This is a genomic window from Thermoactinomyces sp. CICC 10522 (assembly GCF_016055075.1).
GTDB classification, from domain to species: Bacteria; Bacillota; Bacilli; order Thermoactinomycetales; family Thermoactinomycetaceae; genus Thermoactinomyces_A; species Thermoactinomyces_A daqus.
On record NZ_JAECVY010000001.1, the window covers coordinates 610662 to 636392 of the forward strand.

A 25731-nucleotide genomic window follows, 5' to 3' on the forward strand; every position below is an offset into this window, starting at 1 on the left:
CTAAGAGGTGAGCAAATCAGTTGGAGGAATCGGGATGAACAGCAGATATATAGAAATTTACGAAGAAATTAAAAAGGAGATTTTGGAACAAAAGATTCGTGCGGGTGAGAAATTGCCTTCGGAAAATACATACTGCAAAATTTACGGGGCGAGCCGGGGTACGATTCGCAAAGCGTTGGATCTTTTGGTTGAAGAGGGATTCGTTCATCGCCAACACGGAAAAGGCATGTATGTGTTGGACCATCATCTGATTTCCTTTTCATTCGGCGGGCTCGCCAGCTTTAAAGAAGCAGCCGAAAGCAGCGGACAGTTTTTTACCACCTTGGTTCCTCTGTTTGAAAAAATCCGGATTGATGATTCTTTGCATGAAAAAACCAAACTCCCCGTCGATAAAGAGGCATATAAAATTTATCGGATCCGCAAGCTGGACCAAGAACGAGTCATCCTGGACATCAACTATTTTCTGACAGAGATTGTATCCGGTTTAACCATCAATCAGGCTGAAGGGTCGATTTATGAATATATCGAGGAAAAGTTGGGATTGAAAATCGGGTTTGCGCAGCGGGTGATTCAGGTAGAACCTGTCACGGCAAAGGATCGGCACTTTCTCGATGTCAAATCGCACCCCGTTGTCGCCGTTGTAAAAAATTTTGTCCACTTGCAAGACGGAACGCAATTTGAATACACCGAATCCCGCCATCGGCCGGACCGGTTTGTGTTTACCGACTTTGTACGCCGCCGCTGACGGGAGTGATTCTTTTTTTCACCGTCATTATTCCCCGCCGGTATTCCGCTTCATATCTCCTCTTTTATTCAAAGTGATTTCAAAAAGCACGCAGCGCATTTGGTTGCCACATGAGAGATGCGACGGAGACGGTTGAAAGAAGAAACTTCTTTGTGATCACAAAAGGAGTGGATCGGAAACCGTCTCCGGAAGAGGTACGAAGGGCAGAAAAATGCATGGAAATCGATTGCGCGATATTTGCAGCGGCGCAGGGGCGCGATTCCCTTGTTTTTCGCGTTTTTATAAAAACAATATCGTACTTTTTGTTTGAAATTTTTATATCGGTTTTTCTAGTAAAATACTGCTTTTTAAGAATATTGACATGCCCAACTTGTATAAACAAGCGTTGACTAACTTGTATAAACAAGTTATATTTCTAATGTAAGCGATTACGAGGGGAGATTGCCAGTGAATAAACAATCTGTCGAGCAAATTATTCAAGCAGTCGGCGGAAAAGGAAATATCGCAGCAGCCACGCATTGCGTCACACGGTTGCGCTTGGCGTTGAAAGATGAAAGTAAGGTGGACGAAAAAGATCTGGAGAAAATCGATGTTGTCAAAGGCTTTTTCTCAGTGAACGGTCAATTCCAGATAGTGATCGGGCCAGGCCTGGTTAATAAGGTATATGACCAATTGGTGGAAATGACCGGCATAAAGCGTGCTACCAAGCAGGATATCAAGGATGCGGCGGAAAAGAAACTGAACCCGTTGCAGCGAGCGGTGAAAACCTTGGCGGATATTTTCATCCCCCTGTTGCCGGCGATTGTGACCGCGGGTTTATTGATGGGGATCAACAATGTCCTGACCGGAAAAGGCATTTTCTTTCCCGACCGCGCGTTTGTCGATGTCTATACCAATTGGAAAGATTTTGCCGATGTGATTAATTTGATTGCCAATACCGCTTTTACCTTTCTGCCCGGTCTGATCGGCTGGTCGGCGGTCCGCAGATTTGGCGGCAGCGAGCTGCTGGGGATCGTGCTCGGACTGATGTTGATTCATCCAGCTTTGTTAAATGCATGGGATTATGGTAAGGCGGTCAGCAGCGGTACGGTTCCGTATTGGGATCTGTTCGGTCTTCATATTGCCAAAATCGGTTATCAAGGACAGGTTTTGCCTGTTTTGCTTTCTTCCTATGTATTGGCCAAAATCGAGATTTTCCTGAGCAAACGCATTCCCGATGCTTTTAAACTTTTATTGGTTGCACCCATTACCCTTTTGGTTACCGGTTTCCTGTCTTTTGTCATCATCGGGCCGTTGACGTTTTCAATCGGGAAAGCGATTACAGCCGCCTTTGTGGCGATCTTTGACCATTTTCCGGCGCTGGGAGGGCTCATTTACGGCGGGCTGTACGCGTTGCTTGTGGTTACGGGAATGCACCACACCTTCCTGGCCGTCGACTTGCAGCTGATTGCCAGCACGGGTGCCACCTTCCTGTGGCCGATTCTCGCGTTGTCCAATATTTCCCAGGGATCGGCCGCCTTGGCGATGACTCTCGTTTCCAAGGATGAAAAACTCAAAGGGATGTCCGTTACTTCGGCGATTTCAGCTTACCTGGGAATTACCGAACCGGCGATGTTCGGGGTAAATCTCCGTTTTCGCTATCCCTTTATTTCAGCGATGATTGGTTCGGCAATCGCCGGGGTGTTTATCACCATCAACAAAGTGAAAGCGTCTTCAATCGGAGTCGGGGGCATTCCCGGTTTTCTCTCCATCCTTCCGCAGAATTGGGGGGCATTTTTCATCGGAATGGGGGTTGCGCTCGTCATCCCATTTGTGCTCACTCTAGTATGGGGAAAATTGAAAAGAGCATAGTGAAGGAGAGACTCTGCAATGAAACAACCTTGGTGGAAACAAGCAGTGGTTTACCAGATTTACCCCAAAAGCTTTTATGATTCAAACGGGGATGGAATCGGCGATTTGCAGGGAATTATTGAAAAACTGGATTATTTGCACACGCTGGGGGTTGACGTCATCTGGCTGACCCCCATCTATGAATCGCCGCAGCGGGATAACGGATATGATATCAGCGATTATTTCAAGATCAACCCTGCGTACGGAACCATGGAGACTTTTGAGAGATTGTTGCGTTTGGCCCATGAAAAAGGGATGAAAGTGATTTTGGATATGGTTGTGAATCACACTTCCACGGAGCATCCCTGGTTTAAAGAAGCAGTCCGCTCCAAGGATAATGCCTGCCGTCATTTTTATATCTGGAAAGATGGAAAAGACGGCGGCGCGCCGAACAACTGGAGATCGAAATTCGGGGGAAGCGCTTGGCAATTCTCCGAAGAGACGGGACAGTACTATCTGCATCTGTATGATGTCACCCAAGCTGACTTGAACTGGGAAAATGAAGAGTTGCGCCGAAGGATTTACGAGATGATGCGCTTTTGGGTAAATAAGGGCGTTGACGGGTTTCGGCTCGATGTGATCAATTTGATATCCAAAGACCAGAGTTTCCGGGATGACACCCTGGAGACACCCATGGATGACGGGCGCCGCTTTTATACGGATGGCCCGCGGGTGCATGAATTTCTCAAAGAGATGAACCGGGAAGTGTTTGCTGACAATCCGGAGATGATGACAGTGGGGGAGATGTCTTCCACCACGATCGAAAATTGCGTGCGGTATACCAATCCGCAGGAAAAAGAGCTCAATATGACTTTTAACTTTCATCATCTCAAAGTAGATTATCCGGGCGGGGAGAAATGGGCTCTGGGGGAGTTTGATTTTCTCTGTTTGAAAAAGATTTTCCGCGATTGGCAAATCGGAATGCACAAGGGAGGAGGATGGAATGCGCTTTTTTGGTGTAACCACGATCAGCCCCGGGTGGTTTCCCGCTTTGGAGATGATGGAAAATACCGGAAAGAATCCGCCAAAATGCTGGCAACAGCCATTCATTTGATGCAGGGAACGCCGTATATTTATCAGGGTGAAGAGATTGGCATGACCAATCCCGGTTTTTCCCGGATTGAGGAGTATCGGGACGTCGAATCATTAAATGCTTACAGGGCGCTTCGGGCGCAAGGGAAAACGGATCAAGAGGCGATTGCCGTTCTGAAGCAAAAATCGCGGGATAATTCACGAACGCCGATGCAGTGGAACAGCGGGAAACATGCCGGTTTCAGCACGGGGACTCCTTGGATCGGCGTTGCGCCCAATTATGAGCAGATTAACGTGGAAGAGGCCCTTCAGGATCCCGATTCCGTGTTTTATCACTACCAAAAACTGATTCGTCTGCGCAAGGAAGTCGATCTGATCGTGACGGGCGATTTTACCCTGCTGCTTGAGGATCATCCGCAAATTTTTGCTTATGTACGTCGGGATGGAGACCGGGCCCTGTTGGTCGTAAACAATTTTTCGGCGCAAGAGACGACTTTCTCTCTGCCGGAGGGGGTTCACTTGCCCGGTCAATCTTCCGTTTTAATCGCCAATTATCCTGATCCGCCGCAAGAGGTTTACGCATTTGCTTTGCGTCCCTATGAATCAGTTGCCTTTTATCTGCATTGACTTGCATGTCCGGGCGGAGATGGGGAGAAGCTATCCTTGAACGGATTTCGAGGATAGCTTCTTTTCTGTGAAAAGGTTTTGCCGGTTGGGGGGCGAGAGATGCGGCTGTTTTCGTATTTAAAATTAATTATTGTGACAAGAAATAACTATCATATTAAAATGAGTAATGATAGAATGTTTTAAAACTAGTATTCTTATTAGATGCCGCAAGTGTTCAGAAGTACATGATGTTTGAATTGTCGGAGGGATTTTCGATGAGCGATGCAGAGAAAGAGAAGACAACAGGAGAAGTCGTTCACCTTCAGGAAGTTCACATGGAAAAGGAACGTCAAAAAATTGAAGAGGGCATGAAATGGCTAAAAATGGCTGCCGAGGCCGGGGATATCTGGTCCATGTCTGAATTGGCCTATCAATTATTGACGGGCAAGAAAGTTCCGGCTGATCTGGCTGAAGGAGAAAAGTGGCTGAGAAGAGCGGCGGAAGCTGGAGACAGCTGGGCCTTGACCGAGCTGGGCTACCGTTTGATCGTGGGAGAGGGGTTGCCCAAAGACCCGGTGGAAGGGGAAAAATGGTTGAGAAAGGCCGCAGAAACCCAGGATCCTGTTGCCATGCGGGTTCTCGGCTATCGTTTGCTGGAAGGGGAAGGACTGTCGCAAGACGTGGAAGAAGGAGAGCTGTGGCTGAGAAAAGCAGCCCAGGCCGGCGAACGAATTGCCATGCGGATTATGGGAATGCAATTGCTGACCGGTCAAAAGCTGCAGCAAAACGTGGAAGAAGGGGAAAAATGGCTGAAGAAAGCAGCGGAAGCCGGAGAAACGATTGCCATGCGAGAATGGGGCAACTACTTGGTTAATGGTTTGAAACGAAATAGTTAGCATGCTGAAAGCCGATAAGCCGCTCATCGTTGGTTATCGGCTTTTTAATTGGGATTAGCGCACCGGCCAGGGAACTTGGCCTTTTTTTATTTTTGATGGAGTGCAAATGCCGTTGCCTTTTGCTGAAAAGAGAGTAATGTGATTGTAATCGAACAGGAAAGTGGGGGTTGAGAACATGAGCAAGCTGAAACGCGGCCGGCGCAAGCGATTGCGCCAGAACGGGGGCAAGGCGGCCAAAAGACGAAAAAAAAGGGAGAACCATTTGCTTATGAAAAATCATTCAGCTGAAGATGACCACGATACCGAAACAGCAGCCAAGCCGAGTGAAGGAAATGGCACAGTAAACATTTTGAATGACTAAAGGAACGAAAAAGCAAGCCCGCTTCGCATATGAGCGGGCTTTACGTATGGGGGATGGGTTGTTTCATTTTCGGGATTTCTTTGAGGGGCTGTCCGTTTTTGTAATATAAGGAAGGGGTCAGCAGGATAAAAAAGATATGGGTGTTTTCATAACCGGCTTCGCTTAAACATTGATAGAGAGAGCGGGCGATGGCATCATGCTTTTCCTTTTCCCTTTCAAACATCATAATTTCCAGCGAAGGCGGGGAGTTTTGGATCGAGTCAATTTGAAGCAGTTCAATTTTAACGATTTCTTCCGGAATTTCGGCGATCCGGGCAAAGTTTTTGACCACGGCAGGGGAAATTTTCTGCACCAATTGTTTATCAAAACCTTTAAAACGCAGAAATGGCATAATCCGATATCCTTTCTATCATCAAAATCATTGAGCGGGCAGTCGAACGAAGTCGGGAAAGCAATTTTAGTTTAACATGATTGGTTAAACTAAAACACGTTGGTAGTTCTCCACTCATCATTATTTGGAGTTACGAAATATTTTCTTGTCTATCCTAACAAAAAGTGGTGGAAAAAGATAGAGTTTGTTGATTTAATCCGGTCTTTTTCCCGAAGACCAGAAATTTTTCACACGCATGGGCAAAGATCTGATAGAATATGCATAATAAGGAGGGTAGTTGGATGGATCAAAGAGAGTTGGCAGCACAATTGGCCGAGGCGGTACGGGAGAGCTTAAAACCGGATCTTTTGGAACTGAAAAGCGAGTTGGCCAATGTTGCAAGCCGGATGGACAGTCTCGAATCCCGGATGGACAATCTCGAATCCCGGATGGATCAATTGGAAGATGAAGTGAAGGAGCTTCGTCAGGACGTGAACCGGTTGACCGACAAAATGGATGAAGTGGCAACAACCAATGCTTTTCTCGTCAAGGATGTCTATATGTTAAAGAACAGGGCGAGATAAACAGCAGAGGCGCAGTTTGTCCGGAACAGACTGCGGAGTATGGCAGTTGATCACAGGTGTGGAGGAGGCAACGAGATGCATGTTCCCAGTCTGGCAGGATGGATTTTTATCCTGGTCATAGCGTTGCTTTTATTCGGGCCCAAAAAATTGCCGGAACTCGGGCAAGCGGTGGGAAAAACACTGCGTGAATTCAAGCGGGGGATGAACGCGGACCAAGTGGAGCGGAAAGAGGAAAAGCAGGAAAAATAAAGGGGAAGCGGGGATCAGCAGGTGTGGGGCCTTCGCTGGCAGTGCGTTGGGAAGAGCAGTGGAGAAGAAGGCCACTCCTGCACACCCGGATGGTGCAGGCAGTCATTTATTCGGAACTTTCTCTCTTATCAGAATCGATGTCAGCGAAAAAAGGGGTTGCCGGTTTGGTCAGTCTGGATTATTATTTAATTAAATTAATTAATAAAAGGGGATTTCTTGCATCGTTTAATTGAAAGCGTTTAGAATCGGACAGCAGGAGGTTTTGATATGTCGGAACTTCGTTTTAACCCTTTGCTGAGAGATTGGACGATCGTTGCCTCCAACCGGCAGCATCGTCCGCACCTGCCAAAAGATTACTGTCCGTTTTGTCCGGGTTCAGGAAAAGTGCCGGATCATTACACCGTTTGGAAGTATGATAACGATTTCCCGGCGTTAAGCCCCAATCCGTCTGAACCTGATCCGGTTGAGACATCGCTGTACAAAGCGAAAAAAGCATATGGTAAATGTGAAGTGATCCTGTATTCACCGGATCATTACCAAACCTTGCCCCAGTTGTCCGTTGACCATATCACCGAACTCGTCCGGCTGTGGACGGATCGCTTTCGCGAGTTGGCGGAAGATCCACGGCATGAGTATGTGATGATCTTTGAAAATCGCGGGGAAGAGTGCGGGGTGACGATGCCGCATCCGCACGGGCAAATTTACGCCTACTCTTATTTGCCGTTGAAGATCAAGACGGAATTGGACAGTTGCAAGCTGCATTACAAGGAGACCGGGCACTGTCTCATTTGTGATATGAACGAAGAAGAGAAAGCATTTGCCCGGAGAATTGTGACGGAAAATGAGCATTTTCTCGCTTACATCCCTTATTTTACGGATTATCCTTATGGTGTGTTTATCGTGAGCAAATCCCACAAGACCGCATTGACTGATTTTTCTTCAGAAGAAAAGAGGAGCCTGGCTGCAATTCTCAAAGAAGTGACCGGTGCGATGGATTTTCTGTACGATCGCTTATTCCCTTATATGATGGTGGTTCACCAGCGTCCGGTTAATGGCGAGGATGTGGAGGACTATTATCACTTCCATATCGAGTTTTATCCCCCGCTTCGTGCCCGGGACAAAATCAAGTATTATGCTTCATCGGAAATGGGCGCTTGGGCTGCGGCGAATCCGAGGGCAGTCGAAGAAACGGCGCCGGAGCTGAGAGAGGCCTTAAAACGTTTTTTGGCGAAAGAAGGGAGATCATGAGACAAAACCAGCTGCTGCTGCGATTTCAGGAGGAGTTCGGCTACAGTCAGGGTGTCCGCTTTTTCTTTGCCCCCGGGCGTGTCAACTTGATCGGGGAGCATACCGATTATAACGGCGGTTATGTATTCCCGGCAGCGCTGACCCTCGGCACATGGGCCGCAGCAGCGCCGCGCACGGACGGAAAGATCCGGCTTCGCTCGACTCAATTCACTTTAAAGGTTGATCTGGATCAGAGAGATATTCAGTATCGGAAAGAAGATGATTGGGCCAATTATCCAAAAGGGATGTTATCTGCATTGCTCCAGGCCTTTCCTTCGCTGGCCGGTACATTGAAAGGGGTTGACCTTTTATTTCACGGAAACATTCCCAATGGAGCGGGGCTTTCCTCCTCCGCTTCAATTCTCCTGGTGTCCGCTCTGGCTTTCACAAGACTTGCGCAAACGGAGATCCCGATGCTTGAGTTGGTGAAATTGGCGCAAAAAGCGGAGAATGAATTTTTGGGCGTCAACTGCGGGATCATGGATCAATTTGCGATCGGTATGGGGAAAAGCGGCCATGCGATCAAATTGAAATGCGATACCTTACAATACGAGTATTTTCCCATCCGGATGGATGGATATAGGTTGGTGATCACCAATTCCAACAAGAGGAGAGGGCTGGCCGATTCCAAATATAATGAGCGGCGCCGGGAATGCGAGGAGGGATTGCGCTTCATTCAACGGGTGAAACCCGATGTTCAGACTTTGGGAGATCTGGATTATGACGATTGGAGCCGGCTGCGTTCATCGATCGCTGACCCGGTTATCCGCAATCGTGTTGAACATGTGGTCAGTGAAAACGAACGTGTGATTTTAGCGACAAAGTGCCTGGAGAAAAAAGATTTGCCGGAGTTTGGCGAATGGATGAAAAAATCACATGAATCGCTCAGAGACTTGTACGAAGTGACCGGAAAAGAGCTGGACATCTTGTTTGAAGCGGCATGCCAGGTGCCGGGATGTATAGGCAGCCGCATGACCGGAGCCGGTTTTGGCGGGTGCAGCATCAGTCTGGTTGCCGAAGGGGAAGTGGAGGATTTTAAAGAAACGGTTACCCGTATTTATGCGGAGAAAACCGGTTTGACACCGACTTTCTACGTCTGTGAGATCGGCGACGGGGCACGAGAGGTGAAAGGAGAGGAGATTGCATGGCCATTTTGGTGACGGGAGGAGCCGGCTATATCGGCAGCCATACTGTGGCAGAATTGCTCGCGCATCAGGAAGAAGTGGTCGTCGTTGACAATTTAACGACCGGACATCGAAAATCGGTTCTCGGCGGAACTTTTTATCAGGGAGATATTCGGGATCGGGATTTTTTGGATGATCTTTTCCGTAAGCATCAGATTGAAGCGGTGATCCATTTTGCAGCCAGCTCCCTGGTCGGCGAAAGTGTGCAGATTCCGCTCTCTTATTATGAAAATAATTTGGTGGCTTCCCATGTACTCATTTCGGCGATGCTTGACCATGGAGTGAAAAAAATCGTATTTTCCTCGACGGCAGCAGTTTACGGGGAGCCGGAGCGGGTGCCGATCCGGGAAGAGGACCGGGCAGAACCGGCCAATCCATATGGGGAAACCAAACTGGCCATGGAAAAAATGTTTCGCTGGGCTGACGAAGCTCACGGGCTAAAATCGATTTCCCTGCGTTATTTCAATGCAGCCGGTGCCCATCCGGACGGGCTGATCGGCGAAGATCACCATCCGGAAACCCACTTGATTCCGATTATTTTGCAGGTTGCCCTGGGACAGAGAGAAGAGATACGCATTTTCGGGGATGATTACCCGACGGAGGACGGCACCTGCATCCGAGACTACATTCACGTAATGGACCTGGCGAGCGCCCACTTCCTCGCGTTGGAACATTTGCGCCAACACGGACAAAGCGATGTGTTCAACCTGGGGAATGGAACCGGTTTTTCCGTCAGAGAGGTGATTGAAACAGCCCGTCGCGTGACCGGGCAGCGGATTCCAGAGCGAGTCGTCTCCAAACGCGCCGGCGATCCGGCCGTTTTAATCGCCTCATCAGATAAGGCGAAGCGGATTCTGAACTGGAAGCCGCGCTATCATCAGTTGGAAACAATTATGGAAAGCGCCTGGAATTGGCATAAAAATCACCCCGACGGCTATGGTGACCGCTGATCTGTGAGGAGGGGAAATGATGGGCGATATTTCGGTCAATACAGCGTTGGAGCGGGTCAGAACGTTTATGGATGATAAAAAGCTGGACGGCGTTTTGTTTCGCAGACGCGATTTTTTCTCGTGGCTTACAGGGGGGAAGGATAATCACATTGTCAATACGACCGAGCTCGGTGTAGCCCCTTTGCTCATCCTGCGCGATCGAAAAATATGCCTGGCATCAAAAATGGAAGCGGCCCGCATTCGTGAGGAGGAGCTGTACGGTCAGGGATATGACTGGATCACCCCGGAATGGTATGAAGGAGAGATTGAGACGATTCAGCGGATTTGTGCAGGAAAAAGGATTGGCAGTGACACTCCAATTGACGGGCTTTTGTACGTGGAAGAAGAGTTGAGGGCGCTGCGGTATGTGTTGACGGAAAGTGAAATCGAGGATTACCGTTCCTTGTCGCAACTGGCGGCGCGCGCAGTGGAATCGGCCTGCCGTGAATTGGTTCCGGGGCAGAGCGAGCATGAGATCGCCGCCAACCTCGCTTATAAAGTGTTAAAGGAGGGAATGAATCCGCAGGTCATCCTGGTGGCGACAGATGAGCGAATCTTTCGTTACCGTCATCCCATTCCTACGGATAAAAAGCTGGAACGGTATGCGATGCTCGTCCTCTGCGCGGAAAAGGGAGGACTGGTGAGCAATGTGACACGTTTTGTCCACTTTGGTCCTCTCTCGCCGGAATTGGAGGAAAACAAACGAAAACTGGCGCAAATCGATGCGGCCATGAACGCAGCCACCAGACCGGGCACGCCGATTTGCAAAGTGATCGAGACGGGCATTGAAATGTATGTCCGGATGGGATTCCCCGAAGACTGGAAGCTGTTGCATCAGGGTGGACCAACGGGATATGCGTCCCGGGAGTTTCTCGCCACTCCGGATGCCAAAGGACGGGTTCTCCTCCATCAGGCATTTGCATGGAATCCAGCCATTCGCGGGATAAAATCGGAAGACACAATCCTGGTAAAAGAGCATGAAAATGAATTTTTAACCCATACCGGAGAATGGGTCTATCTTGAAGTGAAACATGATGGAAAAACCTATTTGCGTCCTGATATTCTGGTGCGCAGTTGATAAAAGAAAAATGGTGTGAGCTGGCCATCGGGATCATGTCTGATGCCAATTTTTGAAACGTAAAACAAGTGCAGTTTCAACTTATGCGGCCGGTTGACAGATTGAAGCAAGATTTATGGCCGCAGCCGGTATTTGAAGCGGGGCACGCGAAGAAGATCAGGTGTTGGCGGGATTTAACTGGGCCGGAAAACATTAAAAGGTGTTATCCATCATGGGGGTTTCCAAACGGTGGAGTGCTTTATGTCCGCGATTCTCTTCCTGTTTTGAAGAGACTGCGGACTTTTTGATTCAGTCTGAACAACAATACTCTTCCTCATTATGAAAGCGTTGACAAAAAGGTTGACCTCATTTAATATTATCTTAACAATTATTAATTATTTTAATTAAGTTATTTTGCTGCTTCACAAATCTTATTCACTCAATAATCAGGGTGGGGTTCATCATGGGACATTCGTTATTACATGCCGGATTGATTGATTATGTGATGATTGCCATTTATTTTGTCGTGGTTCTTGGAATCGGTTTCTTATTGAAAAACAAGATGAAAACCGGAGACGATTTCTTCTTGTCCGGCCGTTCGATTCCCAGCTGGATCACCAGTTTGGCTTTTCTGTCAGCTAATCTGGGAGCGCTCGAAGTGCTGGGCATGGCGGCAAACGGAGCCGAATACGGTTTGTTGACCACCCACTTCTATTGGATTGGTGCCATTCCGGCCATGTTGTTTCTCGGCCTGTACATGATGCCATTTTATTATGCCTCAAAGGTGCGTTCGGTTCCGGAATACCTGAAATTCCGCTTCAATGAAGCGACCCGTGCGGTCAATGCCATCTCATTCGCCGTGATGACCGTATTGGTCTCCGGAATCAGCTTGTATTCGATGGCGCTCATTTTTCAGGTTCTGATCGGCTGGTCTTTCAATACCAGTATCCTGATCTCGGCTGTGGTTGTGTTGATCTATGTCGCTTTGGGCGGCTTAACGTCTTCGATCTATACTGAAGTGATCCAATTCTTCCTCATCTGGCTTGGACTTTTCCTCATTCCCGTATTTGGCCTGCATGAGTTGGGTGGATGGCAGGCGATGATGGACCGGTTGCCGGAAGCGTTCGGCCACATGTGGTCCAATCTGGGCCATTCCTCCGATAATGCGATGGGAATCAGCTGGCTTGGGGTTGTGCTGGGACTTGGATTTGTCTTGTCATTTGGCTACTGGACCACCGACTTTTTGGTGGTGCAGCGCGCGTTTGCGGCTCGAGACATGCGTTCGGCGCAAAACACCCCAATCTATGCTTCGTTCTTTAAAATGGTCGTACCGTTCCTGGTCATTATCCCCGGTTTGATCGCGGCCGTTCTTTATCCGAAAATCGGCCATCCCGGAGGCCCCAGTTACAACCTGGCCTTGCCGCTTCTGATTCAGCGTTATTTCCCACCTGGGCTGATGGGGCTCGGTTTGACCGCGATGCTGGCCAGCTTCATGAGCGGAATGGCCGGAAATGTAACCGCTTTTACCACGATTTGGACCTATGACATTTACCAGGCTTATTTCAAAAAGGATGCTCCTGACCGGCACTACGTGAGAGTTGGACGTTGGACCGTTGTCATCGGGATTTTGATCAGTATCGGCACTGCCTATATCGCCGCCGATTTCCCCAGTGTGATGGACTATATGCAAACCTTGTTCTCCTTCTTTAACGCACCGTTGTTTGCCACGTTTTTGCTGGGCATGTTCTGGAAGCGGGCCACCCCTTGGGGCGGATTCTGGGGACTGATCTCCGGGACAGTTGGTGCCTTCCTGCTGTACTATCTGATCCCGGCCGATTATTTTGCCAGCGCACAGGCCGGCAATTTCTGGCGGGCCTGGTGGGCGTGGGTGATCGCTGCTGCTGTGACCGTGCTGGTCAGCTTTGTCACCAAGCCGAAAGATGAAGCGGAGTTGAAAGGGCTGGTATACGGGTTCTTGCAATTGCCGTCTTATCGTGGAGAACGATGGTATAAACGGCCGGGAGTAATGGCAGTTGTTGTTTTGGTTATCCTGATCGGTTTAAATATAGTATTCTTGTAAAAGGAGGACCGATGACCATGGCTAAACTGTGGTTAGACCTGCGTTGGCTGACAGGCTTGATGTTCATCGTTTACGGGGCGATTCTCATCGTCTACGGATTGGCTGTAAACCCCCAGACTCCTTATTTGCACGGCTTGAATATAGATCTGTGGTGGGGGGTTGTCACTCTGGTCATCGGTGTTCTCTTTGCCCAGGGTCCTTTGCGCGGTGTGAAAAAGAATTCTTAGCAGAATCAAGGAACCCTTTTTCTCTCCTCCGTTTGTGAGAAAAAGGGTCTTTCTGTAGGGGACATTGCAGGTCGGAACAGGTGTCCCCCTGACCTGCCGGATTTTCCGATGGCCGGTTAGAGGGGCTTTCCCTTAAGTTCCCATCCCTGGGTTATGCTCAAGAGAGATGATGTTTTATGTAAGAAAGGAGACGGAGGATGGATTATCGCCAAGCGGTTGACCGATGGTTGAAATTTCAGGATTTGGATCGGGATTTAAGGAGGGAATTGGAAGAGATCACGGATGAAAAAGAATTGGAAGACCGCTTTTACACCTCGCTCACCTTTGGTACCGCAGGAATGCGCGGAATCATCGGCGCCGGCACCAATCGAATGAATCGCTATACCGTGCGTAAAGCGACGCAGGGATTGGCCAGGTTTATTCTTAATCAGGGAGAAGAGGCGAAGAAAAAAGGGGTGGTCATCGCTTATGATTGCCGCCATCAGTCGCCGGAGTTTGCCCGGGAAGCAGGGCTGGTGCTGGCGCAAAACGGCATAAAAGCCTATGTCTTCGCTGAATTGCGGCCGACACCGGAGTTATCCTTTGCCGTCCGTCATTTGGGTACTGCAGCCGGCATTATGATTACGGCGAGTCATAATCCCCCGGAATATAACGGATATAAGGTATATGGCTCGGACGGGGCGCAGATCGCCACCGATTTGGCGAACGCTGTGTTGGAGGAGATCGGGCGCGTTCCCGATGAATTGACCGTTCCGATTATGCCGCTGGAAGAGGCCCGGGCTGCGGGACTGTTTGAAGTGATCGGGGAGGAGATTGACGATGCTTATCAAGAGCGGCTGCGGAGTTTGGCGATGCAGCCGGTGCAAAACAACCGCGATCTCAAAATTGTCTACACGCCGCTGCACGGAACGGGAAACAAGCCGGTGCGTCGTATATTGCGGGATTTAGGATTCGGGCAGGTACAGGTGGTTGAACAGCAGGAAAAGCCCGACCCCGATTTCTCCACGGTTCGTTCTCCCAATCCGGAGGAGCATGAAGCGTTTGCGCAGGCGATTGAAATTGCGGAACGGACGGGAGCCGACATCATCATGGGAACCGACCCGGATGCCGATCGTGTCGGGGTTGTTGCCCGGGATGAGACGGGGGAATTTTCCGTTTTGACTGGGAATCAACTGGGAGCGCTTTTGTTGGATTACCTTTTGGCCCGGCGTAAAGAACGGGGGAACCTGCCGGAAAACGGAGTGATGATCAAAACGATTGTCACCTCGGAGCTGGGAGCGAAGATTGCGGCCCGCTACGGAGTGGAAACGATCAACACGCTGACCGGTTTCAAGTTCATAGCGGATCGGATCAAGCAATATGCCGAAAGCGGGGAAAAAACATTCCTGTTTGGCTATGAAGAAAGTTACGGTTACCTGATCGGCGATTTTTGCCGGGATAAGGATGCTGTTCAGGCATGCATGGTTGCCGCGGAAATGGCCGCATATTACAAACGGCAGGGGTTGACGCTCTACCAGGCCTTACGGCGACTGTTTGACCGGTACGGAACCCATCAGGAGGAGTTGGTTTCCCTCACGTTAAAAGGTGTTGACGGAATCAAGCGGATGCGGGCGATCATGGAGCGTCTGCGCAGGTTTCCGCTTCGGGAAGCAGGAGGCATCACCGTGCGGGAGCAAAAAGATTACAGCCGGGGCATTGAAGGGTTGCCGAAAGCAGATGTGTTAAAATATCTGTTTGAGGACGGTTCTTGGTTTGCCATCCGGCCTTCGGGAACCGAGCCGAAGATCAAGTTTTACTTTGCTTCCGTCGGAGAGAATGGTGAAGAAGCGCGAACCCGGCTGGAAAATTTGAAACGCGATGTGATGAAAATCGTCCAATCGGAGGAAATCGCTTAGCAAAAGGGGGCTGACCTGCCCCTTTTCTTTATTGAAGGAGGTGAGACAATGCGCGTACGGAAGGCGGTGATTCCGGCAGCGGGGATGGGACGGAGATTTTTGCCCATTACCAGGGCGATTCCCAAGCCGATGCTGCCGATCGTCGATCGTCCGGCATTGCACTATCTCGTCGATGAGGCCAAACGGTCGGGAATCGAACAAATTGCGATCATTGTGGGATATGGCCGCCAAGTGATTCAAACGTACTTCGCCGGAGATCCCCAGGTGACGCTGATTGACCAACCTGAACCAAAAGGATCCGGGCATGCGGTCTTCATGGCCCGTTCCTTTGTGGGGGATGAGCCTTTCGCCGTCTTGTTGGGCGACATCGTGATTGACAGTGACCCGCCTTGCACCGGACAATTGATCGATGCTTTTCAGCGGCATAAATCTCCCGTGCTGGCGGTTGAAACGCTGAAATATGAATTATTGTCCCAACATAATGCCATCGAGTATCAACCGATCGATGAGAACGAGGTGCTCATACGTCATATTGTGGAAAAACCGCAAGAGAATGTCCCCTCAGCTGTGACCGCAATTGGAAGATATATTTTTCCGCCCGGAATTTTCCCTGTTCTTTCGAAGACACGGCCGGGTTTCGACGGGGAGATTCAATTGACGGATGCGATCAATACCCTGTTGCAAAGGGAGCGGGGAATTGGCCTGTTTTACAAGGGAAAGCGCTTTGATATAGGGGACAAACGGGATTATGTCATGGCCAATTTGGAATTTGCCCTGAAAAGGGAGCAATACAGTGAGGATTTGTGGTCAGCGCTGGAAAAGCTGGCGAATCCCGTTGGGGAATAAGTTTCATTCCTTGATTTATGAAAAGAATTAGTGTATTTTTGACACGAAAATGAATGTAGAAAGTGTGAGTGAAATTAAGGTTGGATCACGCGAAGTGAATTTGGACAAGATTGAAGAGCGCAGCAAAAATCCAATGGTCAAAAAATATGGAATTACCTGGACGCTCTACAAATGTGAGACATGCAAATTTCTCGTGCAAACGGAAAAGAGTTTTCGTTGTCAACATCACAACGGGCGTCATTATCCGTCATGGGATGCATGCGGGCTGTATCGCCCTGCGGATCAGGGGGAAAGTTAACCCTTCCGCCATGCCACACAGCAAAACGGTCTGTCTTTTTCTCTGGACAGACCGTTTTGCATTGAATGGGACTAATGAAGATGATCAGCTATAATTTCGGCTCCGTGAAAGGAGGAGTACGGCTTGCCGATGGAGGATGCTTGTTTGCGCATCAAAGCCAGCTGCTGAGGTTGTTGCAGCAGCCCGGAAAGATCTTCGGGCAGCCGTTTTGGCTTATCCTGACGAATGGCGGCCCCGCGGTTCAACAGAAAATCGCTGTTGTTCTCTTCCTGGCCGGGAATCGGTTTGCAGATCACCATTGGCAAACCGGTCGCCATTGCTTCGGAGCAAGTCATTCCGCCCGGTTTCGTAATGATGAAGTCGGAAGCGCACATGAAATCAACCATGTTATGGACGAAAGGGAATGTGTAAATATGCGGATCCGTACGGGTTTCCATATGCAGGGATTCGTACAGGGCCTGATTGTTTCCTGTGATGATCAAAAGCTGGAAAGGCTGATGGCAAAAGGATTTTCGAAAGGAATCAAGACTTTTCTTGATCGGTCCCATTCCTCCTCCTCCACCCATGAGCAAAATGGTGAAGCGGTCCAGATCAATTCCGAGTTGCTGGCGGGCCCTGCGCGCATCTTTTTGATTCAGGGAAAAAGACGGATCGATCGGGATGCCGGTCGGATAAAGACGAGGGAGCGGGGTTTTCATTCTTATTTTGTTTCCTATTTCTTCATGGGCGATGATGTAAAAATCGACATCAGGGTGAATCCAAAAACTGTGCGCGTCAAAATCGGTAACCACTGCCCCGAGTCGAAAGCTTCCTGCTTTTTTTTGCTTTAAGTGGGTGCAAGCGCTCAAACAAAATGCATGCGTGCAGACAATCAGCTTTGGAGAGAGGCTGTCAATGATTTCTTTCAATTTACCGGAAACAAGTTTGCCGAGCGGCTCGCGAAAGAAACGATCCCATTCGCGGTCCTGGGAATAGGCCGCTCCCCAGAGAGAGGGAGCGAAGCGCAGCGTCTGAGTATAAAATTTGCCGATCAGAGTCTCCAATGGTTTGCTGATTAACGGGAGCATGCAGACGATATGAACCTCAAGCGAGGGATAACGCATGCGGATTGCCTTTTTTAACGAGTTTGCCGCGCTGTAATGTCCGTAACCGGCAACCGTCTCCGTTAAGATCAAGATTTTGTCCATTTTCAACTCCCCGATCCGTAAAATTGATTTAATCGTTTCTTCGAGATAAATACCCGCTTCGGAATAAGATCATTTTTTCTGCCGGACATTTCCCGGAGGCCGTTGGGATGGCACAGGAGAAAAATACACTTTGCGGTAAGTGATTTGATCCATCGCGTTTTTGGATTGGAAATGTCGGACACCTCAAAACCGAGCCGGTTGGCATTGCGATACAGAAGAGTTGTGCCGAGGATCACCTGAATCTCATTATGTTGAGGGTGATGGTTGATAAACCGGATCAATGCCGGCAACGAGGAGGAGATTAAGCGGCGCAACATAATGGCCCATCCGAATTCGCGCGCTGACGATTGAAGCAGCAACCGGGCGAGAAGCACATTATGTAAATGCAATTGTACATACCAATCGCCGCGTTCGAGGATGGCCCCGTCTGCCGTTTGAATGAGTTCCCCCCGGTATTTCTTGACTGACACGCGAAAAATGTTCTTCCCCTTATCGACATAGTTCAGGCGAGTAAATAAAAAATAGATGATATCCCACAATTGCCACAGGTTGATTATCGTCTGACGGAACATCGGTGCCTCCTCTTTCCGTTTTTTGTATTGTTGCCTGCGGAGAGGCGGATTATTTTGTTCCAAACGGATGAATGATTGGTAATGGTTGGTGGTGAAACGCTGAACATTTTTTGCCGATCCTATTTTTCTTTTCTTTTGATGCCGCTATAATAAAGTCTTGATGTAATTCAGACGGAAAGTGAGCGTTGAGAATGTCCTGGGAATGGTTGAATTTTGTCGGAATCGTCGCTTTTGCGGTCAGCGGGGCGCTGGTGGCGATTGAAGAAAGATATGATATATTCGGTCTCTATGTATTGGGGCTGGTTACCGCTTTCGGCGGAGGAATCATTCGCAATGCCTGTATCGGATTGCCGGTTGGGGATTTGTGGAAACAGGAGATGTTGATTTATGCAGCGCTGATCGCGATTACCTTCGTTTCGATGAGTCCGTCCCTCTGGCTTAAGTTTTGCCGCAAATGGCTGAACTTTTTCGACGCGATCGGTCTGTCGGCTTTCTCCATTCAGGGAGCTCTCTTTGCGACGGGCAAACACCTTCCTTTGGTGGCCGTCATTTTCGCGGCCGTCATGACGGGGATCGGCGGCGGTATTATTCGCGATGTGCTGGCTGGAAGAAAGCCATTGGTTTTTCAAAGGGAAGTTTACGCTTTTTGGGCGATTGTCAGCGGGGTTGCGGTAGGCCTGAAGTGGGTCGATACCCCCTGGGAATTTTATTTCCTCTGTGCGGTCATTGTCACTTTGCGGATGATGTCCACAGCGTTGAAATGGCATTTGCCCGGCCGCCTGGTCATTTTAAAAAACAAAGCTAGCCGTTAACGACATCCGGCTAGCTTTGTTTTTTTAGAACAATACCAGTTGGTTGCTTTCCGGCAGCCCGTCAAGGCAGCCCATGCTTTTCAGCAACTCCACGACGGTACTCGACACGCGTGAACGGGTCTGGAAATCCTCGATCGAAAGGAATTCCCCGTCTTTCCTGGCTTCCATGATATTTTTGGCGGCATTTTCCCCGACGCCCGGGATGGAGGCAAAGGGGAGAATCAACTGGTCATCTCCGTCGATAACAAATTGGGTGGCGTGTGATCGATATAAATCAACGTTTTTAAATTTGAAGCCGCGTGCAAAAAATTCCAGAACGGACTCCAAAGCAGTAAACAGCCCTTTTTCTTTGGGAGATGCCGCGTTGCCTTTTTCGGCAATTTCTTTCATCCGACGTTTGACAAATTCAGGCCCTTTCAAAACGACTTCACAATCGAAATCATCTAATAGCCGGAAGAAATAAGTCGCATAATACTGAATGGGGTAATGCACTTTGAACCAGGCGATGCGGACGGCCATCATAACATAGGCGGCCGCGTGGGCCCGGGGAAACATATATTTGATCTTCCGGCAGGAGTTGATATACCAATCGGGCACGCCATGTTCACGCATCAGTTCTGCTTCTTCATCGGTCAGCCCTTTTCCCTTCCGCACTTTTTCCATGATCTTAAATGATGCCTTCGGCGGACATCCTTTTAAGATCAGATAGAGCATGATATCGTCACGGCAACAGATCGTTTCCGACAGCGTTGCCGTACCGCTGCGGATCAATTCCTGAGCGTTGCCGAGCCAAACGTCTGTTCCGTGCGACAGACCGGAGATGCGCACCAGTTCCGAGAAGCTGGTCGGTTTGGTGTCTTCGAGCATTTGCCGTACAAACTGGGTGCCAAATTCGGGAATCCCCAATGTGCCCGTTTTGACCCCGCCGATTTCTTCCGGGGTGACACCAAGGGATTCCGTCCCGCTGAACAGTTTTAAAACTTCCGGGTCGTCCATGGGAATTTCCCGCGGGTTTACGCCGGTCAGATCCTGCAGCATCCGAATGGTAGTCGGATCCTGGTGTCCCAGAATATCCAGCTTCAACAATTTTCCGCTGATGGAGCGGTAATCGAAATGGGTCGTCCGCGTGCCGGATTTGACATCGTCGGCCGGATGCTGAATCGGGGTGAAGTCGAAAACATCCTTGTACTGCGGAATAACCATGAGCCCGCCCGGATGTTGCCCTGTCGTTCTCTTCACACCGGTGCACCCGGCGACAAGTCGGTCAATTTCCGCCTGTCTGAGTTGCAGATTATGATGTTCCTGGTATTTTTTCACATACCCATATGCCGTTTTCTCCTGAACCTTGGCGATCGTGCCCGCGCGGTAGATATAATCCTTTCCGAATAATTCCTCTGTATAGGCGTGGGCCCGTGGCTGATAATCTGAACCGAAGTTCAGATCGATATCCGGTGTTTTATCCGCTTCAAAGCCCAGGAAGGTTTCAAACGGGATGTCGTGCCCGTCTTTTTTCATCACCTGATGGCAGTTGGGACATTCTTTGTCGGGCAGGTCAAAGCCCGATTCGTAGGAACCATCGAGAATAAATTCGCTGTGTTTGCATTTCGGGCAGCGCCAGTGTGGCGGAAGTGGATTGACCTCTGTAATCTCACTCATTGTGGCTACAAAGGATGATCCGACCGAACCGCGGGAACCGACCAGATAACCATCTGCCAGCGATTTGGTCACCAGGCGCTGGGAAATCAGATAAATCACGGCAAATCCGTGTTTGATAATACTGGTTAACTCGCGCTCGAGCCGTTTTTGCACAACCTCGGGCAACGGATCGCCATACCACTCGTGCGCTCTTTTGTAGCACATCTCTTCCAGCTCTTTTTCCGCACCTTCGATCACAGGGGTCGCGGTTCCTTCCGGCAACAGTTGAATCTCTTCGATTTGTTCAGCGATTTTCCGTGGATTGGAAATGACCACTTCCCGCGCTTTTTCGCTTCCCAGATAGCTGAATTCACTCAGCATTTCATCCGTAGTGCGGAAATGCGCTTTTGGCAACGGAACATTGACGCGAAATCCGTTTTGGTTGGAAACGAGGATATCGCGGAAAATCGCATCCGTTTCATCCAGATAATGCACATTGCTCGTCGCGACGACCGGTTTCCCCAGCTTTTCACCGATTTCCACCAGTAGGCGGTTGGCTTCCCGCAGTCGTTCCGGGCTTTCGACAATCCCTTTTTCAACCAGATGCAGATTGATGTCAACCGGCTGGATTTCCAGGTAATCGTAAAAGCGCGCGATTTCTTCAACCTGTGCCGGCGCTTTGGTCAATGCGGCTTCAAACAATTCACCTCTCTCGCAACCCGAACCGATGATGAGCCCTTCGCGGTGTTTGAGCAACTCACTGCGCGGGATCCGCGGAACGCGGAAAAAATAGTTCAGATGAGACATGGAAATCAGTTTGTATAAATTTTTGAGACCGGTTTGATTGCGCACGAGCAAGATCGCATGGAAAGGACGCAAACGGGTAAGGTCGCGGTCTCCGGTTTTTTCATTGAGTTGGCTGAGGTTTTTAACCTCTTTTTCGGCCGCATCGAGAATCATCTTCCACAGGATGTGTCCGGTGGCTTCTGCGTCATAAATTGCCCGGTGATGTTGTTCCAATTTTACATTCAATTTATCGGCCAGAGTATTTAGCCGGTAGTTTTTCATCCCCGGATACAGAAAGCGTCCGAGTTCCAGGGTATCGATCACCGGATTTCGCACCGGCTCTTTTCCCAGCCGTTTGGCCGCTTCCTGCAAAAAGCCCATGTCAAAGCGGGCATTATGGGCGACGAGGACACAGCCGTCAATAAAGTCGAGGAAACGGGTGATCACGTCATCGATTTCCGGTGCATCTTTCAGCATGTCATCGGTAATGTGCGTCAATTCAATGATCTGCTGGGTCAGCGGTCTGTGCGGATTGGCAAACTCGGAAAAGCGGTCGATGATTTCGCCGTTTTTGACCTTGACTGCCGCCAACTCGATAATTACATCATGAACGGCTGACAGTCCGGTGGTTTCAACGTCAAATACGACATAAGTATCCTCCAGCAGCGGGCGGTCTGACGGATTGAGGACGATCGGAACACCATCATCGACAATGTTGGCTTCCATGCCGAAAAGGACTTTGATTCCGTGTTTTTTTCCGGCTTCATAGGCTTCGGGAAAAGCCTGCGCCACTCCGTGATCGGTAATGGCCACAGCCGGATGTCCCCATTTTGCTGCCCGTTTGATCACTTCTCCGGCATCGCAGATTCCGTCCATGGCTGACATCGATGTATGGAGATGGAGTTCAACGCGCTTTTCTTCGGCTGTATCCTGGCGTTCTTCGGCAGCCGTCTCGGTCAAATCATTTACCATCAGAACCAAATCGCGGGAGAAGGTGTCAAATTGAACGGAACCCCGGACTTTCAGCCAGTCGCCATCCTTGATGACGGCGAGGATTTCCGCTTGCTCTTTGTCTCTGGCAAACAGTTTGCAAGCGATCGAACTGGTAAAATCGGTCAGGTTAAAGGTCAACAGTTTGCGACCGCTTTTTAGTTCACGCAGTTCGCTTTTGAACACTTTTCCCTGTACGACGATGCTTTTTTCCTCTTCGGTGATTTCCTTGATCGGCACCGGATCGCTCGTGATCTGGTAACCGATTTTCTTCTCGACCGGTTTTTCCGCTTTTTCCGATTCGCGTTCTGCTGCCTCTTTTGCCTGTTGGGCAAGCAGTTCCTGCATCAGCGTCTGTTCTTCCTGGGCGCGACGGTCATGAAATTCTTTCAGGTGGTCTCGTTCTTCTTCGGACGATGCGCATTCCAGGAAAACAGAAACCTCCCGGCCGAGAATGCGCCGGCAATATTTGGCCAAAATTTGCTCAAGATTTCGTTGTTTGGCCATTTGCCGGGCGGCGGGATTTTTAAAGACAATGGTGATTTTATCTGCCTCCGCCTGCCAGTCGGCCCCGGCAAACCAGGTAGCCGCCGCCGGGGTGATCTGTTCCTGAAGCTGCCGCTCGATCAGTTGTCTGTAATTTTGCAGAAACGTTTCCATTTCCACGTGGTCATAATGAAACTGGATCGATACGTGAATTTGTGGATAGAAATGTTTTTTCACTCGTTGTTGGAAGGTGTGCCAAACGTCTGCAGGGAGTATTTCCGGCAGTCGAAGGTGAATGTTCCAGGCACGCCGATCCGGGTAAACATTGACTTGTTGAATGATGGCCTGGTTGAAGAATTCTTCCAGCCATTTCGGAGGAAGCTTTACCTCATCAAAGAGATGCTTGACGTTTGCTTTTGGATAAACCAAGCCAAATTCCCTCCTGTTTTTTAGAGAAACTTGCGCTCCGTGGATTGCAAGGAAAATAGAACTTCCGGATCAGACCCGGGTTCTGTGTGTCTCTTATCCTATCACAGCGTCAGATAAAGGACAATGTACTTCTCTTGGAAGCCGGTTCCGGCAAACCCGGTATACACAATTACCGACAGGAAAATAATTTTGCAATTTGATTTTTTAAAAAAAGGAGTTTTTTCATTTTCGTTTAATATCATTTCTTTGAATAGAAATGATCTCTGCACACTGCGAAGAGCGTTCTACTATTGTAGGCGTAGCAGGCGAGCGTAAAAGGAGGATTCGAGTTGAACATAAGAGTGACGACGCGGAGAACGAAGATTTCTTCGGAACAATACGAACAGATGTTGAATAGAAAAAAAGGCAAAACGTTTTTGATTTGGAAGCTTTCCGGTGCTGCTTCGGTGCTCCTCCTCCTTTTGGGAACGGCTGCCTACGCTTGGTTTGAAAATGAAGCGCTTAAATCGGTTGGTAATGATGGAAGCAAGAGCAGGTTTGTCGGGAATGGAGCGCCGGATTCGGAAGATGATTTTGGAGCCTTTGTCCTGAAAAAAATAGAAGATTGGACGGGTGACCAGGCCCATGCGGAGGCAAAAGAGCCGGAGATCGCCAGAAGAATTTCCCCGCCGCCGTTTCAGGAGGTAAAGGTAAGCAGGGAAAAGACTGAGCAGCCCAAGTATCTGCATGAAAGGAAAACAGGAAAAACAGAGAAACGGGAGCGAACGCATCCCGCCGGACGTTCCGAAGAAAAGGTGGACAGACCCCAATCGCCCCCTCCTCCGGTGTCAAAACCACCGGCCCGGCCAAAACCTGGAAATGAGAAACCGACTGATCCGACAAACCCGACAAATCCAACAAACCCAACAAACCCAACTAACCCGACAAACCCGACAAATCCGCCGGAAGATGACGGATCGCAAAATCCGCCTCCTGACCAACCGTCACCTCCACCACCGGATGGCGGCAGGAATCACAACAAGGGACTTCTCCATGAAGTTGGCGATCTTTTGAAAAAGTTGCTGGGGTTGAAATCCAAAGCAACGCAATAAAAAAGAACTCCCCGTCGCCCGGGAGTTCTTTTTTGTTCAATTTAATCAAATAAGAAACTTTTGATTTTGTTTAACGTTGAGCCGATTTTTGACTGTGCCTCGCCCAGATTGAGCGCTTTCCAGGCGGTCGGCATTGCGTTTGGAACATTCAGCTTGATGATTTGCTTATCGGTCCCGTTTGCATTCATTTCATAAAATGTGCTATTGTCATCACTGGATTCATTATTTCCTTTTATGCCGGAATGATTGAGGGAATAAAGGATTTTGGAGCCGTCATCCGACCAGATTGCACTGCCGACTGCTTTGGTGGTGTCAGCGGTCAGGTTTTTCATGTGGCTGCCATCAGCATCCATCACATAGATATCGGCATTGCCGTTTTTCGACCTGCCGAACAAAATTTTGGACCCGTCCGGTGAGAAATGGGCGTCGTATTCGGACGATTCCCCTGTTTTCCCTGTCAGTTTCTTCAGATTGCTGCCATCCGCATTCATCTCATAAATGTGGCTGAACCCGGTTGCATCGGATGCGTGGCAGATGATTTTGGACCCGTCCGGTGAGAAGTCCGGTTGGGAATAATAGACGCCTTTCTCCGCGTGGGTGATTTGTCGAACTTCCTTGCTTTTGACATCGATCACGTAGAGGTTCCCGTTTCCGCGGGAGAAAACAATTTTGTTGCCATCAGGTGACCAGCGAGGAGAGGCATCGAAATCGGGGAAATGACTGTTGGTTAAGCGAACTTGATTTTTTCCGTCAAGATCTGATATGTAAAGGCTGTCGTTTTTGATGAAAGCTAGTTTTTCCCCGTTTGGTGAAACATCGACAGAATTGCCGGATGTGATTTTGGAAACTTCGAGTGTGTCAGGATTAAATTTGTAAATGGCTTGATTGTACAAAGGACCGCCGTTGAAAAGAACCGGTTTCACATCGTCTTTTGCATAGGCCGGTATGGTCAGTGATATAGACAGTACAAGTGCGCCGACTGCGGCTGTGGTCTTTTTCATTTCTTCTCTCCTCTCTGTTGAAGATGCACCTTTATTATAGCGGATTTCCGTGCTGATGGGGGCCGTTGTTGCAAAATTTACAAACATTTTATTTCTGGAATAGATTGGAAAGATCGTTCTTATATTCCCATTCTCTTTCATTGATT

At 49.2% G+C, this 25731-nt stretch carries 22 protein-coding genes; 17 read left to right on the forward strand and 5 right to left on the reverse strand.

Annotated features, from left to right (window positions below; all coding sequences use genetic code 11):
- Positions 1–34 precede the first annotated feature (34 nt).
- The 5 genes from treR to I8U18_RS03185 all read left to right on the forward strand — a co-directional run bounded on the left by treR (position 35) and on the right by I8U18_RS03185 (position 5530).
- The gene (gene treR / locus I8U18_RS03165) at positions 35–745 is read left to right on the forward strand and encodes a trehalose operon repressor (RefSeq protein ID WP_033102068.1); all 711 of its coding nucleotides are present in this window, start codon (positions 35–37) and stop codon (positions 743–745) included.
- A 441-nt stretch (positions 746–1186) separates the two neighbouring features.
- On the forward strand, positions 1187–2596 hold the full coding sequence (gene treP, locus I8U18_RS03170) for a PTS system trehalose-specific EIIBC component (protein ID WP_033102069.1): 1410 nt from the start codon (positions 1187–1189) through the stop codon (positions 2594–2596).
- An 18-nt stretch (positions 2597–2614) separates the two neighbouring features.
- Positions 2615–4294: an alpha,alpha-phosphotrehalase gene (gene treC / locus I8U18_RS03175; RefSeq protein WP_033102070.1), complete on the forward strand. Its 1680-nt coding sequence runs from the start codon at positions 2615–2617 to the stop codon at positions 4292–4294.
- Between the two features lie 254 nt (positions 4295–4548).
- The gene (locus I8U18_RS03180; RefSeq protein WP_052154399.1) at positions 4549–5169 is read left to right on the forward strand and encodes a tetratricopeptide repeat protein; all 621 of its coding nucleotides are present in this window, start codon (positions 4549–4551) and stop codon (positions 5167–5169) included.
- Between the two features lie 175 nt (positions 5170–5344).
- Complete coding sequence (locus tag I8U18_RS03185; RefSeq protein ID WP_033102071.1) at positions 5345–5530, forward strand: hypothetical protein; 186 nt, start codon at positions 5345–5347, stop codon at positions 5528–5530.
- Positions 5531–5570: 40 nt separating this feature from the next.
- Here I8U18_RS03185 and I8U18_RS03190 read toward each other — a convergent pair whose 3' ends face one another.
- The gene (locus I8U18_RS03190) at positions 5571–5921 is read right to left on the reverse strand and encodes a DUF1904 family protein (RefSeq protein ID WP_033102072.1); all 351 of its coding nucleotides are present in this window, start codon (positions 5919–5921) and stop codon (positions 5571–5573) included.
- A 281-nt stretch (positions 5922–6202) separates the two neighbouring features.
- Here I8U18_RS03190 and I8U18_RS03195 point away from each other — a divergent pair, with 281 nt between their 5' ends.
- The 10 genes from I8U18_RS03195 (at position 6203) to I8U18_RS03240 (ending at position 16298) form a co-directional block, all read left to right on the forward strand.
- Positions 6203–6484, forward strand: coding sequence for a coiled-coil domain-containing protein (locus I8U18_RS03195; RefSeq protein ID WP_198059541.1), 282 nt, complete (start codon positions 6203–6205; stop codon positions 6482–6484).
- A gap of 75 nt (positions 6485–6559) precedes the next feature.
- Positions 6560–6733: a twin-arginine translocase TatA/TatE family subunit gene (locus I8U18_RS03200; RefSeq protein ID WP_081943984.1), complete on the forward strand. Its 174-nt coding sequence runs from the start codon at positions 6560–6562 to the stop codon at positions 6731–6733.
- Positions 6734–7000: 267 nt separating this feature from the next.
- The gene (gene galT, locus I8U18_RS03205) at positions 7001–7981 is read left to right on the forward strand and encodes a galactose-1-phosphate uridylyltransferase (protein WP_033102075.1); all 981 of its coding nucleotides are present in this window, start codon (positions 7001–7003) and stop codon (positions 7979–7981) included.
- A complete protein-coding gene (locus I8U18_RS03210) occupies positions 7978–9180 on the forward strand; it encodes a galactokinase (RefSeq protein ID WP_198055710.1) in 1203 nt (400 codons plus the stop codon). Before galT ends, I8U18_RS03210 begins: the two co-directional genes overlap by 4 nt.
- On the forward strand, positions 9165–10154 hold the full coding sequence (gene galE, locus I8U18_RS03215; RefSeq protein ID WP_033102077.1) for a UDP-glucose 4-epimerase GalE: 990 nt from the start codon (positions 9165–9167) through the stop codon (positions 10152–10154). The genes I8U18_RS03210 and galE overlap by 16 nt, the downstream gene beginning before the upstream one ends.
- A 19-nt stretch (positions 10155–10173) precedes the next feature.
- The gene (locus I8U18_RS03220) at positions 10174–11271 is read left to right on the forward strand and encodes a M24 family metallopeptidase (protein ID WP_033102078.1); all 1098 of its coding nucleotides are present in this window, start codon (positions 10174–10176) and stop codon (positions 11269–11271) included.
- A 442-nt stretch (positions 11272–11713) separates the two neighbouring features.
- Entirely contained in the window at positions 11714–13330 is a 1617-nt protein-coding gene (locus I8U18_RS03225) for a sodium:solute symporter family protein (RefSeq protein WP_198055711.1), read from the forward strand.
- A gap of 17 nt (positions 13331–13347) precedes the next feature.
- Positions 13348–13557, forward strand: a complete 210-nt coding sequence (locus I8U18_RS03230; RefSeq protein ID WP_033102080.1) for a hypothetical protein — start codon at positions 13348–13350, stop codon at positions 13555–13557.
- 197 nt (positions 13558–13754) lie between these two features.
- Positions 13755–15452, forward strand: a complete 1698-nt coding sequence (locus I8U18_RS03235; protein ID WP_033102081.1) for a phospho-sugar mutase — start codon at positions 13755–13757, stop codon at positions 15450–15452.
- Between the two features lie 48 nt (positions 15453–15500).
- On the forward strand, positions 15501–16298 hold the full coding sequence (locus I8U18_RS03240; RefSeq protein WP_033102326.1) for a UTP--glucose-1-phosphate uridylyltransferase: 798 nt from the start codon (positions 15501–15503) through the stop codon (positions 16296–16298).
- Between the two features lie 369 nt (positions 16299–16667).
- Here I8U18_RS03240 and I8U18_RS03245 read toward each other — a convergent pair whose 3' ends face one another.
- Both I8U18_RS03245 and I8U18_RS03250 read right to left on the reverse strand, forming a co-directional pair.
- Positions 16668–17783, reverse strand: a complete 1116-nt coding sequence (locus tag I8U18_RS03245) for an MGDG synthase family glycosyltransferase (protein WP_198059538.1) — start codon at positions 17781–17783, stop codon at positions 16668–16670.
- A gap of 2 nt (positions 17784–17785) precedes the next feature.
- Positions 17786–18355 carry a YkoP family protein gene (locus tag I8U18_RS03250; RefSeq protein WP_033102329.1) on the reverse strand — a complete coding sequence of 190 codons (570 nt, stop codon included), beginning with the start codon at positions 18353–18355 and terminating at the stop codon, positions 17786–17788.
- A 191-nt stretch (positions 18356–18546) separates the two neighbouring features.
- On the opposite strand from I8U18_RS03250, the gene I8U18_RS03255 reads away from it, so the two are divergent.
- Positions 18547–19167: a trimeric intracellular cation channel family protein gene (locus tag I8U18_RS03255; RefSeq protein ID WP_033102330.1), complete on the forward strand. Its 621-nt coding sequence runs from the start codon at positions 18547–18549 to the stop codon at positions 19165–19167.
- A gap of 24 nt (positions 19168–19191) precedes the next feature.
- Here the strand turns inward: I8U18_RS03255 and I8U18_RS03260 are convergent, their stop codons facing one another.
- Positions 19192–23493, reverse strand: coding sequence for a PolC-type DNA polymerase III (locus I8U18_RS03260; RefSeq protein ID WP_033102331.1), 4302 nt, complete (start codon positions 23491–23493; stop codon positions 19192–19194).
- 329 nt (positions 23494–23822) lie between these two features.
- Between I8U18_RS03260 and I8U18_RS03265 the strand changes: the two genes are divergently transcribed.
- Positions 23823–24584, forward strand: coding sequence for a hypothetical protein (locus I8U18_RS03265; protein ID WP_198064469.1), 762 nt, complete (start codon positions 23823–23825; stop codon positions 24582–24584).
- A 41-nt stretch (positions 24585–24625) separates the two neighbouring features.
- Here the strand turns inward: I8U18_RS03265 and I8U18_RS03270 are convergent, their stop codons facing one another.
- Positions 24626–25585: a TolB family protein gene (locus I8U18_RS03270; protein WP_198055715.1), complete on the reverse strand. Its 960-nt coding sequence runs from the start codon at positions 25583–25585 to the stop codon at positions 24626–24628.
- Between the last annotated feature and the right edge of the window lie 146 nt (positions 25586–25731).